This is a genomic window from Streptomyces aureoversilis (genome assembly GCF_042657885.1).
In the GTDB taxonomy this organism is placed as follows: domain Bacteria; phylum Actinomycetota; class Actinomycetes; order Streptomycetales; family Streptomycetaceae; genus Streptomyces; species Streptomyces aureoversilis.
The window spans coordinates 321,228-337,441 of record NZ_JBHSKJ010000008.1 but is presented as its reverse complement, the minus strand read 5'-3'; the positions used below and the strand labels follow the sequence as shown (position 1 = coordinate 337,441).

Genomic DNA, 16,214 nt, shown 5'->3' with positions numbered 1-16,214 from the left:
TCCGCCGGCCGGCTCCACCGATCGGTTCCGCCGGCCCGTTCCGTCGACTCGTTCCGCCGACTCGTTCCGCCGGCTCAGCCCGCGGGCCCCTCCGCGGCGCAGGGGTCCACGACCGGCAGCGTGGTGGTGAACCGGGCGCCGCGCGGGCTGTCGGTGATCTCCAGGGTCCCGCGGTGGACGGTCGCGATGTGGTGGGCGATGGCGAGGCCGAGGCCCGTGCCGCCCGTCGCACGCGTACGGGCGTCGTCGAGCCGGGTGAAGCGCTCGAACACGCGCTGCCGGTCGTCCGGGTGGATGCCCGGCCCGTCGTCCTCGACGTGCAGGACCGCGACCCGCCGCGCGGCGTCGTGACCAGGACCGGGGCCAGGACCGGGGCCAGGACCGGGGCCGGGGCCGAGACCGAGGCGCACGGTGACGGTGCGGGCGGCGTGCCGGTCGGCGTTGTCGAGGAGGTTGCCCAGCAGGCGGGCGATGAGCGTGTGGCGGCCGTGCACGGTGACGGGGGCCCCTGCCTCGATGCGGACCTCCAGGGCCCGCCGCCCCTCCGGCCGCCGCCGGACCTCCTCGCGGACCAGGGCGGCGAGGTCGACGGGCTGGGCTCCCGGCAGCCCGTCGGTGCCGGTCGCGTCCAGCCGGGCGAGCAGCAGCAGGTCCGACGTGATGCTCTGCAGCCGCCGGGTGTCGCCGAGCGCCGCCTCCGCCACGGCCGTCCACTCGGCGTCCCCGGGGTGGGCGAGGGCGATCTCCAGCTCGGCCCGCAGGGCGGCGAGCGGGCTGCGCAGTTCGTGCGAGGCGTCCCCGACGAACCGGCGCTGCTGGTCGACGGCCGCCTGCAGCTGGTCGAGGGTCTTGTTCATCGTCGCGGCCAGCCGGGCCACCTCGTCGCGCGTGCGGGGCACGGGCACCCGGCGTTCCAGGTGGTGCGCGGTCAGCTCGGCGAACTGGGTGCGGATCGCCTCCACGGGGCGCAGCACCCGCCCGGCCACGAACCACGTCGCGCCCGCGAGGGCGGCCGTCACCAGCAGCACGGCGCCGGCGAGCAGCCGGCCCATGTGGTTGAGGCGGCGCTGCTCGACCTGGAGCCGGTTGGCGACGTGCAGGTAGCGGCCCTCGGTGCCGGACTGGACGTAGTCGAGGCTGGGGATCCGGCTGCCGGGGTCGGTCCACGGCCACAGCGACAACAGCTCGTCGCCGTGCGAGGGTTCGTGCTCGGGCGGCCGGAAGTCGGGCTCCCAGCGCGGCGGGGCGGGCCTGATGCCCGTGGACACCGCGAGCCGGGGGTCGTCGCGGAGCTTCTCGGCCGCGTAGTACAGCTGCGCGTCCGGGTCGCCGTCGGCGAGCCGGGGGACGGTGGCGACCGAGCGGACCGTGTAGTCCCGGGCCTCCCGCGCCAGGTAGTCGCGCAGCGAGCCCGCGGCCAGCGCCGCGCCGGCGATCAGCGGGAGCAGGGCCGAGACGGCGACGAGCCACGTCAGCCGGCCCCGGATCGAGGCCGGGCGCAGCAGCTCGCGCACCCGGCCGGGCCGCCGCTTCACCCTGCGGGGGCGTCGGCCGCCAGCCGGTAGCCCACGCCGCGCACGGTCTGGATGGTGTGCCGCCCGAACGGCGCGTCGATCTTCCGGCGCAACGCGCTGACGTGCACCTCCACGATGTTCACATCGCCCTGGAAGGCCTCGTCCCACACGTGGGCGAGGATCTCGGCCTTGGCCACGACCTCGCCGTCGCGCCGGGCGAGGTACTCCAGGACCGCGAACTCCCGCGCGGTGAGGGTCAGATCGACGGAGCCGCGCCGGCAGCAGCGGCTCGCGGGGTCGATCTGCAGGTCGCCGACGCGGAGCAGCGCGGGCCGCTCGGGCCGGCCGCGGCGCACCAGGGCGCGCAGCCGGGCGACGAGGGCCACGTAGGAGAAGGGTTTGGTCACGTAGTCGTCGGCGCCCGTGTCCAGGCCCTCGGCCTCGTCGTACTCGCCGTCCTTCGCGGTGAGCATGAGCACCGGCGTCCAGACGCCGGCCTCGCGCAGCCGGGCGCACACGCGGTAGCCGTTGAGGCCGGGCAGCATGACGTCGAGCACGATCACGTCGTAGGCGTCCTCTGCCGCGAGGTGCAGGCCGGTGTGCCCGTCGTGCGCGACCTCCACCGCGAACCCCTCGGCGACCAGGCCGCGGCGCAGCAGTTCAGCGAGCCGCCGGTCGTCCTCAACCACCAGTATTCGCATGCCTTCAGCATGGCCCGGAGCGCAGGTCCGTGACCTGAAGACCCCTTAAGGAATCCTCAGCGCTGCTTCAGCTCCGGGGTGCGAGCATGCTCGTGTGTCCTCCCCGGCACTCAGGCCAACCGGGCGCGTACCGGCGGCACACGGGGGTGGGGCCCGTCCGCTTCTCCGGCCGGGCCCGACCGCCGGTCCGCGCCCCCTCCGGCCGCGGCCGGCCGCTCTGCTCCGGAGGCGGCCGGTCCGCGGCCCCGCGGCATGCCACGGATGGGGCTGCGGCGCGCGGCAGCCGTCACCAGTCCCTGCACCCCGGCACCGTCACCAGTCCCCGCCGCCGAACCCTCCGCCGTCACCGCCGCCGAAGCCGCCGCCGAAGTCGTCGGAGTTGAAGTCGCTGCCGGTGTAGTCGCCGCCGTCGGGGCCGGCGTCCGCGGGGGCCGCGTAGGCGGGGCCGGAGAGCATGCCGCCCAGCATGGTGCCGACGAGGAGGCCGGGCAGGAGGCCGCCGCCGAAGTAGCCGCCGGCCCAGGGGGCGTAGGCGGGGCCCGCGTTCCAGTACGGCTGGCGGCCGTCGGCGGTGTCGACCGTGCGGGACAGGGGCTCCTGGCCCTCGGCCACCCTGGCCGCGTCGGCCGCGCAGGCGGGCACGGTGCGCGGCGCGCCGCCCGGGGGCGCCCACTCGACGTCCTGGACGGACGGCCCGTGGCGCGGGTCGAAGAAGCAGGGCATGCGGCGTTCCGGCAGGGGGGCGCCGCTGCGGCGGGCGGCGAGGGTGGCGAGGGCGAAGCGGCCCTTGTCGAGGGTGGCGGTGACGGCGGTGACGTCCTCGGGGTGCGCCGCGGCGGCCATCTTCGACTTGGCCTCCTCGTAGGCGTCGAGGGCCTCCTCGTAGTCGCGCCGCATGGCGTCGTCGGCGCCGGGCTCGGAGGGGTGGAAGTCGAGCCGGTCGAGCTCCTCGCCGAAGGCGGTGATGTCCTCGTCGACGACGACGCGCAGGGCGTCGAGCTCGGCCCGCTCCCGCTCCTCGCGCTTGCGCTTGTTGCGCCGGTAGAGGGCGTACGCGCCCGCGCCGCCCGCGACGACGACGGCCCCGCCGGTGATCAGCCCTGCGGTGCCGACGCCGGAGTCCGCGCCGTCCCAGGAGCCGGGAGCCCGGCCCCGGGCCTGCCGGTCGGCCTGGTCGACGAAGCTGTTGAGCATGGTCGCGGCGTCGCCGCCGGAGCGCTGGACGGAGCCGACGAGGTTGCCGATCGCGTTGCGGGACATGACGCGGGAGTCGGCGTGGGCGTTGAAGTCGTCGCCGAGCCGGATGGCGTAGACCCCGGCGATGCCGACCTTGGTGCGCAGGTCCCGGAAGACGGTGGCCTTGGGGAACTCCGGGCTCTCGGGCAGGACGGCCACGAAGACCGGCTTCCCGGCGTCCTCGATCTTCTTGGCCAGGGCGTCGGCCTCGGCCGCGGGGAGCTGGCCGGCGGCGCGCGGGTCCACGTAGACCGGGCTCTCGCGCAGCGCCTCGGCGACGGTGTCGAGGCCGGTCGCGGCGTGCGCGGCGGGGGCTGGGGCGTACAGCGCCGTGCCGGCCAGGGCGATCAGGGCGGCGATCAGGGCCAGCAGCGGCCTGGGAAGCGCCCGGGTGGTGGCGGGCATGGCGTTGCTCCTCGGATCGAGGTCGGGTTCCTACCTATAGCGAAATTTACTCCCAAAACGGATTAATCAGGCATCGGGTTCCCCCGCCTCCCCCGGCTCATCCCCGACTCGTCCCCGGCTCATCCGTACGAGAGGTTCGCGCAGGGGTCGTCGTCCGCCGACCGGGCCGTGGCGGCGACGTCGGTGGAGAGGGTCCCGGGGGCCGGGGAGGCCGGGGCCGAGGGCGCCGCGGACGGCCCCGCAGCCCCGGCCGCGCCCGCGGAAGCGCTGCCGGGGGCGCTCCCGGAGGCACCGGCGGAGGCGCTCGCGGACGCGTAGTCGCGGCCCACCGTCACCGTGACCCCGTCCGCCGCCACGCCCCGGATGTACGCCCCGGGGAAGAGCCGGGCGACCGTCCGCGCGTCCGCCGCCCGCCCCGGGCCGAACTCGATCACGGTGGTGCCGGCGTTGCGGACCTCCGCGTTTCCGGTGTCACCGACCGTGAACCCGTGCCGTTCGAGGGCGGCCGCGGCCCGCGCCGCGAGCCCGGTCACCCTGGTGCCGTTGGCGACGGAGACGCTCACGCCCTCGCCCGAAACCGGCTCCTGCGAGGCGGGGGCCTGCGAGGCCGGGGCCGGGGCGGACGGAGAGGCCGGGACCGCGCCCGCCGGCCGGCCCTTGGAGCGGTCGCCGCCCGCGTCCTTGCCGTCGATGGTGCGGTCCGCCCTCAGGGAGGCCCACAGGGCGTCGGCCTCGGGCCGGACGATGTCGACGCGGTCCCCCTCGTAGCGCCAGGGGACGGTGATGAACTTGATGTCGTGCAGGCCGATGTCCTTGAGCGACATCGCGAAGGACAGCAGCTTGTCGGCCGAGCCCAGCCCCGGGTCGACGGTCATCGACCGGGTGGCGGCGTCGGCCAGCGGCAGCAGCGCGGCGGGGTTGAAGCCCTGCGCCCGCACCTTCTTGACCAGACCGGCGAGGAAGGCCTGCTGGCGCTGGATGCGGCCTATGTCGGAGCCGTCGCCGATGCCGTGCCGCACGCGCACGTAGTCCAGGGCCTTCTGCCCGGAGACGGTCTGCTGCCCCTTGGGGAACAGCAGCCCGCCGCGTGAGCCGCGGTGCGGGTCGAGGTCGCCCTGGTAGACGTCCTTGGGCAGGCACACCTCCACCCCGCCGACGGCGGAGGTCATCGCGGAGAAGCCCTCGAAGTCGACGACGACGGTGTGGTCGACGCGCAGCCCGGTGAGCTTCTCCACGGTGTTCTGCGTGCAGGCCGGGTTGCCCTTCGCCGACTCCCCCACCGAGAAGGCCGAGTTGAACATCGCCCGCGTCCGCCCGGACGTCCAGCTGCCGCCGGGCAGCCGGCACGGAGGGATGTCCACGAGCGTGTCCCGCGGGATCGAGACGGCGATGGCGTGCTCGCGGTCGCGGTACACGTGCAGCAGGAACGCGGTGTCCGAGCGGCCCACGTCGCCCTCGCCCCCGCCCAGGCCGCTGTTGCCCCCGGCGCGCGAGTCCGAGCCGATGACCAGGACGTTCTGGCCGGCGACCCCCGCGCCCGGGCGGTTCTTGGACAGCCCGTCCGCGTCGAACGTGCTGATGTTGCCGTTCAGCCGGAGCCAGAGCCAGCCGGCACCCGCGGTCAGCAGCACCACGAACGCCATCGCGACGAACGTCGCCGTCCGCATCCGGTGATGCGTCCCGCTCCCTCGGCTGCCACTCATCTGCGAGCCCTCATCCATTCCCCCGGCGTGCCCGGCTCCTTGCCACCTCACCCCGATAGACGGCCGGGCAGCCACTTTGGTTGTCCAGTTGCGCAATCTGGCAAGTATGGTGAACACAACGGTTACGGAAGAGAGCGGAAGAGAAAGGTGCGCCGACCATGCTGCGCAATGCCCTGGAGCCGTGGCACATCCTCGTGGTGGTGCTCGTGATGGTCGTCCTGTTCGGGTCGCGGAAGCTGCCGGACACCGCCCGCGCGCTCGGCAAGTCGATGCGCATCCTCAAGAGCGAGGCCAGGGCCATGAAGGCGGACGGACAGGACGCGAAGGCCGGCGGCCGGGCCGTGAAGGCGGACGGTCACGCCGCGCGGGCCGGTGATCAACCGGCCGACAACCCCCGGTGAACCACAGGACACCTGTACGACTCTTCCGGTACACCCACCCCTGGTGAGCTTCCCCTCGGCCGGACATCCCGCCCGGCCTGCGAGGAGGAAAAACCATGGGTTCTCGTCCGTACCGGCGTCGTCTCGCCTGGGGCGCCGCCGCACTGCTCGCCGCCGGCGCCGCGGTACCGGCCGTGGCCGCCGCCTCCGAGGCGGACGGCAGCTCGGACGTCCCCGCGCTCAGCGCGGGCCACGGCGCGAAGAAGGCCAGGAACGTCATCCTGCTCATCGGTGACGGCATGGGCGACTCGGAGATCACCCTGGCCCGCGACTACACCGTGGGCGCGGCCGGCCGGCTGAACATGGACAAGTTCCCGCTCACCGGTACGTACACGACGTACTCCGTCGACAAGAACGGCAAGCCGGACTACGTCACCGACTCCGCGGCCAGCGGCACCGGCTGGGCCACCGGGCAGAAGACGGTCAACGGCCGGATATCCAAGACGCCCGGCACGGACAAGGCGATGCCCACCATCCTGGAGCTGGCCCAGAAGAACGGCCTGGCCACCGGCAGCGTCACCACCGCCGAGCTGACCGACGCCACCCCGGCCGTCCTCGCCTCGCACGCCACCGACCGCAGCTGCATGGGCCCGGCCGACATGAAGGCCTGCCCGGACGACACCGTCGCCAAGGGCGGCCCCGGCTCGATCGCGGAGCAGAGCGTCAACCACAAGGTCGACGTTCTCCTCGGCGGCGGCAAGGCCCGCTTCGACCAGAAGGTCACCGAGGGCCGCTTCGCGGGCCGGACCGTCACCCAGCAGGCCGAGCAGCTCGGCTACCAGGTCGTCACCGACGACAAGGGCCTGAAGAACGCCAAGCCCGGCAAGCCCGTCCTCGGCCTCTTCGCCGACGGCAACGTGCCGGTCGAGTGGACCGGCAAGGCGGCGGCTCAGGGCGGCACCGAGCCGCAGCGCTGTGTGACGAAGAACCCCGAGCGCAAGGCCGGCACCCCGAGCCTGGAGAACCAGACCCGCAAGGCGCTGCAGCTGCTGGAGGCCAAGCAGAAGGGCGCGGGCTCCAAGAAGGGCTTCTTCCTGCAGGTCGAGGGCGCCTCGATCGACAAGCGCGACCACGCCGCCGACCCGTGCGGCCAGATCGGCGAGACCGCGGCCCTCGACCGCGCCGTGAAGGTCGCCCGCGACTACGCCGCACAGCACCCGGACACCCTGGTCGTCACCACCGCCGACCACGGCCACACCAGCCAGATCGTCCCGCTGGAGGCCACCCCGCCCGGCCTGTCCTCGACCCTGGTCACCGACGAGGGCGGCAAGCTGAAGGTGAACTACTCCACCAACACGCCGGGCAAGGCGCAGGAGCACACCGGCACCCAGGTGCGCATCGCCGCCCAGGGCCCGCAGGCGGAGCGCGTCCTCGGCGTCACCGACCAGACGCAGCTGTTCACGACGATCCGCAAGGCGCTCTCGCTGCGCTGACGCCGGAGCGTGGCCGGCGCCGCACCGAGCGGCACCGGCCGCGCAACGGCCGGCGGCACTGCCGGCACACCGCCGTCACACCGTCGGTAACACCACGGTCGACAACGTCACAGATCACCACAGGGGGGACAGGGCCCGGCCGCTCCAGCGGCCGGGCCCTGCGGGTTGTGCCAGTTATCCCGGCAGAACATTGGGCGGATCACATACCCGGTTGCGGGCGTCAAGCGTCAAGACTGTGACTTCCCTACTGGATGCCCGCAGGCCGGTCCCCCACTCTGGTCTCGTACATCCCGTCCCGTACACCTTCGCCCCCCACACCCCTTTCGCACCACCCCGCTCGTACCACCCCGCCAGCCCTCGCAGGAGGAACCGCCGATGACCGGGTCCCGCGTCCTCGCCCTCGGCCACTACCAGCCCGCCCGGGTGCTGACCAACGACGAGCTGGCGGCCATGGTCGACACCAGCGACGAGTGGATCCGCTCCCGCGTCGGCATCCGCACCCGCCGGGTCGCCGCGCCCGACGAGACGGTCGCCGACATGGCGGCCGAGGCCGCCGGGAAGGCGCTGGCGAACAGCGGGCTCGCGACGGAGGAGATCGACCTCGTCCTCGTCGCCACCTGCACGGCCGACGACCGCAGCCCGAACACGGCCGCCCGGGTCGCGGCCGCGCTGGGCCTCGCCACGCCCGCCACCATGGACGTCAACGTCGTCTGCTCCGGCTTCACCCACGCGCTGGCCAGCGCCGACCACGCCATCCGGGCCGGCGCGGCGACGAACGCCCTGGTCGTCGGCGTGGAGAAGTTCACCTCGGTGACCGACTGGACCGACCGGACCACGTGCGTCCTGACCGGCGACGGCGCCGGCGCCGCCGTGGTCACGGCCTCGGCCGAACCGGAGATCGGCCCCGTGGTGTGGGGCTCGGTGCCCGGCATGGGGCACGCCGTGCGGATCGAGGGCACGCCGTCCCGCTTCTCCCAGGAGGGCCAGTCGGTCTACCGCTGGGCCACCACGCAGCTGCCGCCCATCGCCCGCCGGGTCTGCGAGCGGGCCGGGGTCGCGCCGGAGGAGCTGGCCGCGGTCGTCCTGCACCAGGCCAACCTGCGGATCATCGAGCCGGTCGCGCGCAAGCTCGGTGCGGTCAACGCGGTCGTCGCGACGGACGTCACCGAGTCCGGCAACACGTCCGCCGCGAGCATTCCGCTCGCGCTCTCCAAGCTGGTCGAGCGCGGGGAGGTGCCGTCGGGCGCGCCGGTCCTGCTCTTCGGCTTCGGCGGCAACCTCTCGTACGCGGGTCAGGTCATCCGCTGCCCGTAAGGGGTACGGCCCTTTGCGGTGCGCCCCTTACCGAAGCCCGCAGCCGAGGTCCGCTGGGGCACTGCGCGACCAGCCACGCACGCCCCGCACGGACGGCTCAGAACACCGACCACCCGGTCAGCGTGGTGAAGTGGTCCAGCGCAGCGACCCCCGCAACGGAGTTGCCCCGGGTGTCCAGGCCCGGACTCCACACGCACAGCGTGCACCGGCCCGGTATGACGGCGACGATGCCGCCCCCGACGCCGCTCTTGCCGGGCAGCCCCACGCGGTAGGCGAAGTCCCCGGCCGCGTCGTACGTGCCGCACGTGAGCATGACGGCGTTGACCTGCTTCGCCTCGCGCCGCGGCAGCAGCCGCGAGCCGTCGGCCCGCAGGCCGTGGCGGGCCAGGAAGCTGCCCGCACGGGCGAGGTCGCGGCAGCTCATCTCGATGGAGCACTGCCAGAAGTAGTGCTCCAGGACGGTGGGGACGGGGTTGTCGAGGTTGCCGTAGCTGGCCATGAAGTGGGCCAGGGCGGCGTTGCGGTCGCCGTGCTCGGTCTCGGAGGCGGCGACGGCGGGGTCGAAGGCCAGGTCGGGGTTGCCGCTCTCGGCCCGCAGGAACTCCAGCATGGTGGTGCTGGCGTCGCCGGTGAGCGTCTGCAGGCGGTCGGTGACGACGAGCGCGCCCGCGTTGATGAACGGATTGCGCGGGATGCCGTTCTCGTATTCGAGTTGGACCAGCGAGTTGAAGGGATTTCCGGACGGTTCCGTTCCGACCCGGTCCCAGATCTTCCCGCCGCCCTCGGCCAGCACGAGCGCCAGGCTGAAGGCCTTGGAGATGGACTGCACGGAGAAGGGCTTCTCCCAGTCCCCGGTGCCGTAGACGCCGCCGTCCACGTCCGCGACGGCCATGCCGAACTGATTGACGTCCACTTCGGCGAGGGCGGGGATGTAGTCGGCGACCTGGCCGCGGCCGACGAGGGGGCGGGCGAAGGCGGTGACCTCTTCGAGGACGGCCTGGTAGTCCACAGTCCTTGGTCCGTACTTCCGTGTCGACGACGCTGTCGACGATGCGATCGGTGGGATATTCGGCCAACGGCCGGATCGGCTCGCACGATATCCGAACGCCCGGCCCACCTGCGAACTTTTGGGTACAAGGGGGTCATTCGGCCTACGCGACCGGCGTACGCCACCTGACGACCCGAGGGAGGGCGGCATGGCCCCACCCATGTCCGCGAACGAATTCCTGGCCGCGCTCAGACGCGAGGGCGCCACCGTCGTCGAAGTGGACGGCTGGCGCAACCACAACCGGGCCGGGCACGGCCCCTGGGGCCCCGTCAACGGCGTGATGATCCACCACTCCGCCACGTCGGGCACCGACAGCACCGTGCGCCTGTGCTGGAACGGCTACGACGAGCTGCCGGGCCCCCTGTGCCACGGGGTCATCGCCAAGGACGGCGCCATCCACCTCGTCGGCTGCGGGCGCGCCAACCACGCCGGGGGCGGCGACGGGGACGTCCTCGAGGCCGTGATCGCCGAGAAGCGGCTGCCGCCCGTCCGCTGGGCGGACACCGACGGGAACGTCCACTTCTACGGCTTCGAGTGCGTCAACCGCGGCGACGGCGAGGACCCCTGGCCGCAGGACCAGCTGCTGGCCATCGAACAGGTGGCGGCCGCGATCTGCCGGCACCACGGCTGGACCGAGCGGTCCGTCATCGGGCACCTGGAGTGGCGCCCGGGCAAGTCCGACCCCGTCGGCTTCTCCATGGAGTGGCTGCGCGAGCGGGTCCGTGAGCGGCTGAAGTGAGGCTCCCCGTGGCCCGCCCGCCCGCTCACGCGACAATGGGGGCGTGACCAGCCATCCCCCCGCCGCAGGCGACGCCGGGCTCGCCGGCCTGCGGCCGCGGCTGCCGTCCCCGCTCGTGGAGCTCCCGGACGAGCGGTTCGCCCGGCACGGCGTACGGCTGCTGCTCAAGCGGGACGACCTGATACACCCCGAGCTGCCCGGCAACAAGTGGCGCAAGCTCGCGCCCAACCTGCGGGCCGCGGCGGAGGAGGGCCGGCACACCCTGCTGACGTTCGGCGGCGCCTACTCCAACCACCTGCGGGCCACCGCCGCGGCGGGCCGCCTGCTCGGCTTCGCCACCGTCGGCGTCGTACGCGGCGAGGAGCTCGCCGACCGCCCGCTGAACCCGTCGCTGCGCTACTGCGCCGCCTCCGGCATGCGGCTGGTGTTCATCGACCGGACCACCTACCGCCGCAAGACGGAGCCCGAGGTGCTGGCCCGGCTGACCGAGCGGGCGGGCGGCGACTGCTTCGTCGTGCCCGAGGGCGGCTCCAACGCGGCGGCCGTGCTCGGCTGCGCGGAGCTCGGGCGCGAGCTGCGCGGGATGGCGGACGTCGTCGGCGTCGCGTGCGGCACGGGCGGCACGCTCGCCGGCCTGGCCGCCGGGCTGGGCGAGGGGCAGCGGGCCATCGGCTTCCCCGTGCTCAAGGGCGGCTTCCTGGGCGCGGAGACCGAGCGCCTGCAGGGCGAGGCCTACGGCGGGCGGCGCGGGACGTGGCGGCTGGACGAACGCTTCCACTGCGGCGGCTACGCCAGGTCGTCCACCGCGCTGGACGCCTTCGCCGACGACTTCACCGCCCGGCACGGCCTGCCCCTGGAACGGCTGTACGTGGCGAAGATGCTGTACGGCCTGACGACCCTGACGGAGGAGGGCGCGTTCCCGAGGGGGACGACGGTGGCGGCGGTGATCACGGGGGCGCCGTGACCGTCAGGCGGCCCCGCCCTCCTCGCGGTACGCGGCGGCCTCCTCCAGGTCCAAGCGCCGCAGCAGCGTACGGAGCATCTCGTCATCAATCCGCCGCTGATCCCGCAGAGCGACGAACACCTCGCGCTCAGCGCTGATCATCTCCCGGGCGAGCCGCCGGTAAATATCGTCGGCCGACTCCCCGGTGACCGCACTGACCGTCCCGAGCCGCTCCCACACCGCATTGCGGCGCCGCTCCATGACGACGCGGAGCCGGTCGGCGAGCGGTGAGGGAAGCGCGTTGCGCTCGTCGGCGAGCAGCTCGTCCAGGCGGCGCTCGGCGGCGACGGAGGCCTCGTTCTGCGCCTGGGCCTCCGCGAGGGTCTCCGCGGCGCTGTCTCGCCCGGGCAGCCGCAGCACGCGGATCAGCGGGGGCAGGGTGAGCCCCTGGACGACGAGGGTGGCGATGACGGTCGTGAAGGTCAGGAAGAGGACGAGGTCACGGTGGGGGAAGCCCTCCCCGGTGTCCGTGGTGACGGGGATGGAGAAGGCGATGGCGAGGGAGACGACGCCCCGCATGCCGGCCCAGCCGACGACGAGCGCGCTCTTCCAGGTGGTGTCGGTCTCCCGCTCGCGGATCCGCGCGGACAGGGCGCGCGGCAGGAACGTCGCCGGGTAGACCCACACGAAGCGGGCGGCCACGACGGCGAGGAAGAGGGCGACCGCGTACCAGGCGACCGCCCCCGCTCCGTAGGTGTCGAGGCCGCGCAGCACCACGGGCAGCTGCAGTCCGATGAGGGCGAAGACGGCGGACTCCAGGACGAAGGAGACCATCTTCCACACGGCGGCCTCCTGCAGCCGGGTGGCGAAGTCGACCTGCCAGGAGCGGTGTCCGAGCCAGAGGCCGACGACCACGACGGCGAGCACCCCGGAGGCGTGGACCTCCTCGGCGGCGGCGTAGGCGGCGAAGGGGATCAGCAGGGAGAGGGTGTTCTGCAGCAGCGGCTCGCGCAGGTGTTTGCGCAGCCAGTGCAGCGGCACCATGAGGGCCAGGCCGACGCCGATGCCGCCGAGGGAGGCGACGGCGAACTCCCTGATGCCCTCGCCCCAGGTCGCGCCCGCGCCGACGGCGGCGGCGAGGGCCACCTTGTAGGCGGTGATGGCGGTCGCGTCGTTCACGAGGGACTCGCCCTGCAGGATCGTGGTGATGCGCGAGGGCAGGCCGAGGCGGCGGGCGATGGCGGTGGCCGCGACGGCGTCGGGAGGGGCGATCACGGCGCCGAGCACGAGGGCGGCCGTCGGCGGCAGCCCGGGCACGACGAGGTAGGCCGCGTAGCCGACGGCGAGCGTCGCGAAGAGGACGTAGCCGACGGACAGGAGCGCGACGGGGCGGATGTTGGCCCGCAGGTCGAGGTAGGAGCTGTCGAGCGCGGCCGTGTGCAGCAGGGGCGGCAGCAGCAGGGGCAGCACGATGTGCGGGTCGAGCGTGTAGTCCGGTACGCCGGGGATCTGGGAGGCGACGAGGCCCGCGGCGACGAGCAGCAGGGGCGCGGGCACGGGGGTGCGCCGCGCCGCGCCGGCGATGGCGGCTCCGCCCGCGACCAGCATCAGCAGTGGCATGACGTCCATCGGTGCGGGCCTGTCTCCTCGTGGGTGCGGTGGTGGGTGCCGACGGTGCGGGCGCTCGCGCCTCGGCGGTGCGATCTAATCTGGCAATCATGAGCGAGTGCGAGCATCTTCCCGGGCTGCCGCGCCCCGAGCCCGTCGCCGTGCACCCGACGTGCCCGGAGTGCGAGGCGGCCGGCAGCCACCCCGTGCAACTGCGGCTGTGCCTGGTCTGCGGCCACGTCGGATGCTGCGACTCCTCGCCGTACCGGCACGCCACGGACCACTTCCGGGAGACGGGGCACGCGGTGATGCGCAGCTACGAGCCGGGCCAGAGCTGGCGCTGGTGCTACGTGGACCAGCGGCTGGTCTGACGGCGCCCGCTAGCATGCACGCATGATCCGAGCCGCGACGCCCGCCGATGTGCCCGCCCTCCATGCCATGATCCGCGAACTCGCGGAGTACGAACGGTCGGTGGAGGACGCCCGGGCGACCGAGGAACAGCTGCACGAGGCGTTCTTCGGCGAGCACCCCGCGGCGTTCGCCCTGATAGCGGAGAGTGACGGATCTGTGGGCGGTGATGCGCACGGGGCGGTGGAGCCGGTCGGCTTCGCGATCTGGTTCCGCAACTTCTCCACCTGGACGGGTACGCACGGTGTCTGGCTGGAGGACCTCTACGTGCGCCCCGAGGCGCGCGGCGGGGGCTACGGCAAGGCGCTCCTCGCGACCCTCGCCCGGATCTGCGCGGACCGCGGCTACCAGCGTTTCGAATGGTCAGTGCTGGACTGGAACACGCCCTCGATCGGGTTCTACAAATCCCTCGGGGCCGAACCCATGGACGAATGGACCACCTACCGCTTGTCCGGAGAACCCCTCCGCACCCTTGCGGCGCTCGCGCAGAGTGACGAAAATCCCAACTAGGCGACAGCTCTTTCGATTTGGGACCGCAAGCCCCTAGCCACTGTCCGTGCTCATGGGTTTACCATGAGTGACAGTCGCGGGGCTGCTCCACGGACCCGCAGATCGCGATAGCGTCGCAGCCGAACCATGTGCCGCACCGGCCCGCGCGCGACCCTCGACCGAAGGGCGGCCGAGGGCGGGGGCCGGCGCTCGTAACAGCTCAAGAAGCTTGTGCCACCTTGGAGGTGAGGGTGTCCCCAATCGCAGGCGAGCCCGGGACCCAGGACTTCGTGGAAGTCCGGCTGCCCGCTGCGGGTGCCTACCTGTCGGTGCTGCGGACGGCGACAGCCGGCCTCGCGGCCCGCTTGGACTTCACCCTCGACGAGATCGAGGACTTGCGCATCGCGGTGGACGAGGCGTGCGCGATCCTTCTGCAACAAGCCGTGCCCGGCTCCGTTCTCAGCTGCGTCTTCCGCCTCGTGGGCGATGCGCTGCGGGTGACCGTCTCGGCGCCCACCACGGACGGCCGCGCACCCGAGCGCGACACCTTCGCCTGGACGGTGCTCTCCGCCCTGGCCGGTGAGGTCGACTCGACCGTCGCCGACGACCGTACGGTCAGCATCAGCCTGCACAAGAAGCGCGGCGCCGGCCCCGGACAGCCGTGACGGAAGAGGGGGCTCCGTGAGTACTGCATCGTCGCGGGGGGTGCGTACCCCGGCCATCCCGCAGCAGCCTGCCCGACAGCTGCCGGGCGATCCTGCGAATCCCGCGCCGGACGAGGCGAGCGACCCACCAGAGCGGGCGGACCACATGGACCAGCACCAGCACCGGCACTCCACCGCGCAGGACCGCAGTGGCGCCCGGGCCCTGTTCATCGAGCTGCGGGCGCTGCCGGACGGTTCGCCCGAGCGGGCCGAGCTGCGCAACCACCTCGTGCGGATGCACCTGCCGCTGGTGGAGCACCTGGCCCGGCGCTTCCGCAACCGCGGGGAGCCGCTGGACGACCTCACCCAGGTCGCCACCATCGGCCTGATCAAGTCGGTGGACCGGTTCGACCCGGACCGCGGCGTCGAGTTCTCCACGTACGCGACCCCCACGGTCGTCGGGGAGATCAAGCGGCACTTCCGCGACAAGGGCTGGGCGGTCCGCGTCCCGCGCCGGCTGCAGGAGCTGCGGCTGGCCCTGACCACGGCCACCGCCGAGCTCTCCCAGCGGCACGGCCGCGCGCCCACCGTCCACGAGCTGGCCGAGCACCTGGGCATCTCCGAGGAGGAGGTGCTGGAGGGGCTGGAGTCCGCCAACGCCTACAGCACCCTCTCCCTGGACGTGCCCGACACGGACGACGAGTCCCCGGCGGTCGCGGACACCCTCGGCGCGGAGGACGAGGCGCTGGAGGGCGTCGAATACCGCGAGTCCCTCAAGCCGCTGCTGGAGGACCTGCCGCCGCGGGAGAAGAAGATCCTGCTGCTGCGCTTCTTCGGCAACATGACCCAGTCGCAGATCGCCCAGGAGGTCGGGATCTCGCAGATGCACGTGTCACGGCTGCTGGCGAGGACGCTGGCGCAGCTGCGGGACAGGTTGCTGATCGAGGAGTAGCGGTTCCTTCATCCGCCTGTCCGAGGTGCCCCCGGCAGTGGCCGGGGGCGTTCGAGGACCGGGGTGGGGTCCAGGGCGGAGCCCCGGTGCTCACTCCCGCGGGCCGGTCATTCCCGCGGGCCGATCCCGAGCGCCTCCGTCGCCGTCGGGTTCACGAGCAGCACCAGCGTGCCCAAAGCCACGACGACGAGCGCGACCGCCGCGGCGACCATGGCGCCTCCCGCGACGTACAGCGTCCAGGCGACCGGCAGCGCCATGATCTGCGTGATCATGGCGGGCCCGCGGCTCCACCGGCGGCGCAGCCACAGCCCGCGCGCGGCCACCAGCGGCAGCACGGCCAGGGCGAGCACGGTCAGGCCGCCCGTCTCGGCCTGCTGGGGGCTGTCCGGCTTGCCGAGCAGGCCCATGACCAGCAGGTAGACGCCGGCGGCGGCGAGCGCCAGGCCCTCCAGGCCGGTCAGCACGGCCGCGGCCGTCAGCCGGGCCGGGCGGGGCCCGGCGGGGGCGGGATCCCCGGCGGCCTGCTGCCGGGGACCGGCGGGACCGCTCTTACGGGCGTTTTTCGGCGCGGACTGCTTGCTGCTCACCCCAGCAGGGTAGCCGTACCGCCGACGATCCGAGGGGGGCCGAAGGCGGG

At 73.4% G+C, this 16,214-nt stretch carries 16 protein-coding genes; 9 read left to right on the top strand and 7 right to left on the bottom strand.

What is annotated here, in order from left to right; all coding sequences use genetic code 11:
• Positions 1 to 74: 74 nt before the first annotated feature.
• From ACFPP6_RS16925 to ACFPP6_RS16910, 4 genes are all read right to left on the bottom strand, one after another.
• Positions 75 to 1,535, bottom strand: coding sequence for a sensor histidine kinase (locus ACFPP6_RS16925; RefSeq protein WP_382042517.1), 1,461 nt, complete (start codon positions 1,533 to 1,535; stop codon positions 75 to 77).
• Positions 1,532 to 2,215: a response regulator transcription factor gene (locus ACFPP6_RS16920; protein WP_382042514.1), complete on the bottom strand. Its 684-nt coding sequence runs from the start codon at positions 2,213 to 2,215 to the stop codon at positions 1,532 to 1,534. Before ACFPP6_RS16920 ends, ACFPP6_RS16925 begins: the two co-directional genes overlap by 4 nt.
• Before the next feature lie 312 nt (positions 2,216 to 2,527).
• Positions 2,528 to 3,856: a hypothetical protein gene (locus tag ACFPP6_RS16915; RefSeq protein ID WP_382042511.1), complete on the bottom strand. Its 1,329-nt coding sequence runs from the start codon at positions 3,854 to 3,856 to the stop codon at positions 2,528 to 2,530.
• A 119-nt stretch (positions 3,857 to 3,975) separates the two neighbouring features.
• Entirely contained in the window at positions 3,976 to 5,559 is a 1,584-nt protein-coding gene (locus tag ACFPP6_RS16910) for an LCP family protein (RefSeq protein ID WP_382042508.1), read from the bottom strand.
• Positions 5,560 to 5,717: 158 nt separating this feature from the next.
• On the opposite strand from ACFPP6_RS16910, the gene tatA reads away from it, so the two are divergent.
• The 3 genes from tatA (at position 5,718) to ACFPP6_RS16895 (ending at position 8,746) form a co-directional block, all read left to right on the top strand.
• Positions 5,718 to 5,960, top strand: a complete 243-nt coding sequence (gene tatA / locus ACFPP6_RS16905) for a Sec-independent protein translocase subunit TatA (protein WP_382042505.1) — start codon at positions 5,718 to 5,720, stop codon at positions 5,958 to 5,960.
• A 95-nt stretch (positions 5,961 to 6,055) separates the two neighbouring features.
• Positions 6,056 to 7,432, top strand: coding sequence for an alkaline phosphatase (locus ACFPP6_RS16900; protein ID WP_382042502.1), 1,377 nt, complete (start codon positions 6,056 to 6,058; stop codon positions 7,430 to 7,432).
• A gap of 375 nt (positions 7,433 to 7,807) precedes the next feature.
• Positions 7,808 to 8,746 carry a beta-ketoacyl-ACP synthase III gene (locus ACFPP6_RS16895; protein WP_168092931.1) on the top strand — a complete coding sequence of 313 codons (939 nt, stop codon included), beginning with the start codon at positions 7,808 to 7,810 and terminating at the stop codon, positions 8,744 to 8,746.
• Between the two features lie 97 nt (positions 8,747 to 8,843).
• Here the strand turns inward: ACFPP6_RS16895 and ACFPP6_RS16890 are convergent, their stop codons facing one another.
• Entirely contained in the window at positions 8,844 to 9,755 is a 912-nt protein-coding gene (locus ACFPP6_RS16890) for a glutaminase (RefSeq protein WP_058046208.1), read from the bottom strand.
• A 187-nt stretch (positions 9,756 to 9,942) separates the two neighbouring features.
• Here ACFPP6_RS16890 and ACFPP6_RS16885 point away from each other — a divergent pair, with 187 nt between their 5' ends.
• Positions 9,943 to 10,533, top strand: coding sequence for an N-acetylmuramoyl-L-alanine amidase (locus tag ACFPP6_RS16885; protein ID WP_382042498.1), 591 nt, complete (start codon positions 9,943 to 9,945; stop codon positions 10,531 to 10,533).
• 43 nt (positions 10,534 to 10,576) lie between these two features.
• Positions 10,577 to 11,497, top strand: a complete 921-nt coding sequence (locus ACFPP6_RS16880; protein ID WP_382042495.1) for a 1-aminocyclopropane-1-carboxylate deaminase/D-cysteine desulfhydrase — start codon at positions 10,577 to 10,579, stop codon at positions 11,495 to 11,497.
• A 3-nt stretch (positions 11,498 to 11,500) separates the two neighbouring features.
• On the opposite strand, the gene ACFPP6_RS16875 is transcribed toward ACFPP6_RS16880, so the two are convergent.
• Positions 11,501 to 13,105, bottom strand: coding sequence for a Na+/H+ antiporter (locus ACFPP6_RS16875; protein WP_382042492.1), 1,605 nt, complete (start codon positions 13,103 to 13,105; stop codon positions 11,501 to 11,503).
• Positions 13,106 to 13,194: 89 nt separating this feature from the next.
• Between ACFPP6_RS16875 and ACFPP6_RS16870 the strand changes: the two genes are divergently transcribed.
• From ACFPP6_RS16870 to ACFPP6_RS16855, 4 genes are all read left to right on the top strand, one after another.
• Entirely contained in the window at positions 13,195 to 13,455 is a 261-nt protein-coding gene (locus ACFPP6_RS16870) for a UBP-type zinc finger domain-containing protein (RefSeq protein WP_382042489.1), read from the top strand.
• A 22-nt stretch (positions 13,456 to 13,477) separates the two neighbouring features.
• Entirely contained in the window at positions 13,478 to 14,002 is a 525-nt protein-coding gene (locus ACFPP6_RS16865; protein ID WP_382042486.1) for a GNAT family N-acetyltransferase, read from the top strand.
• A 230-nt stretch (positions 14,003 to 14,232) separates the two neighbouring features.
• Positions 14,233 to 14,646: an ATP-binding protein gene (locus ACFPP6_RS16860; RefSeq protein WP_030366270.1), complete on the top strand. Its 414-nt coding sequence runs from the start codon at positions 14,233 to 14,235 to the stop codon at positions 14,644 to 14,646.
• A gap of 40 nt (positions 14,647 to 14,686) precedes the next feature.
• The gene (locus ACFPP6_RS16855; RefSeq protein WP_058046202.1) at positions 14,687 to 15,577 is read left to right on the top strand and encodes an RNA polymerase sigma factor SigF; all 891 of its coding nucleotides are present in this window, start codon (positions 14,687 to 14,689) and stop codon (positions 15,575 to 15,577) included.
• Positions 15,578 to 15,684: 107 nt separating this feature from the next.
• Here the strand turns inward: ACFPP6_RS16855 and ACFPP6_RS16850 are convergent, their stop codons facing one another.
• Positions 15,685 to 16,164 (bottom strand): hypothetical protein, encoded by a 480-nt coding sequence (locus ACFPP6_RS16850; protein ID WP_382042481.1) that lies wholly within the window; start codon positions 16,162 to 16,164, stop codon positions 15,685 to 15,687.
• Positions 16,165 to 16,214: the final 50 nt, after the last annotated feature.

What these genes read in the sequence shown, in the direction of transcription:
- ACFPP6_RS16920 (WP_382042514.1), bottom strand. Translation starts at nt 2,215, where the DNA reads ATGCGAATACTGGTGGTTGAGGACGACCGGCGGCTCGCTGAACTGCTG.
- ACFPP6_RS16915 (WP_382042511.1), bottom strand. Translation starts at nt 3,856, where the DNA reads ATGCCCGCCACCACCCGGGCGCTTCCCAGGCCGCTGCTGGCCCTGATC.
- ACFPP6_RS16910 (WP_382042508.1), bottom strand. Translation starts at nt 5,559, where the DNA reads ATGAGTGGCAGCCGAGGGAGCGGGACGCATCACCGGATGCGGACGGCG.
- tatA (WP_382042505.1), top strand. Translation starts at nt 5,718, where the DNA reads ATGCTGCGCAATGCCCTGGAGCCGTGGCACATCCTCGTGGTGGTGCTC.
- ACFPP6_RS16900 (WP_382042502.1), top strand. Translation starts at nt 6,056, where the DNA reads ATGGGTTCTCGTCCGTACCGGCGTCGTCTCGCCTGGGGCGCCGCCGCA.
- ACFPP6_RS16895 (WP_168092931.1), top strand. Translation starts at nt 7,808, where the DNA reads ATGACCGGGTCCCGCGTCCTCGCCCTCGGCCACTACCAGCCCGCCCGG.
- ACFPP6_RS16885 (WP_382042498.1), top strand. Translation starts at nt 9,943, where the DNA reads ATGGCCCCACCCATGTCCGCGAACGAATTCCTGGCCGCGCTCAGACGC.
- ACFPP6_RS16875 (WP_382042492.1), bottom strand. Translation starts at nt 13,105, where the DNA reads ATGGACGTCATGCCACTGCTGATGCTGGTCGCGGGCGGAGCCGCCATC.
- ACFPP6_RS16870 (WP_382042489.1), top strand. Translation starts at nt 13,195, where the DNA reads ATGAGCGAGTGCGAGCATCTTCCCGGGCTGCCGCGCCCCGAGCCCGTC.
- ACFPP6_RS16865 (WP_382042486.1), top strand. Translation starts at nt 13,478, where the DNA reads ATGATCCGAGCCGCGACGCCCGCCGATGTGCCCGCCCTCCATGCCATG.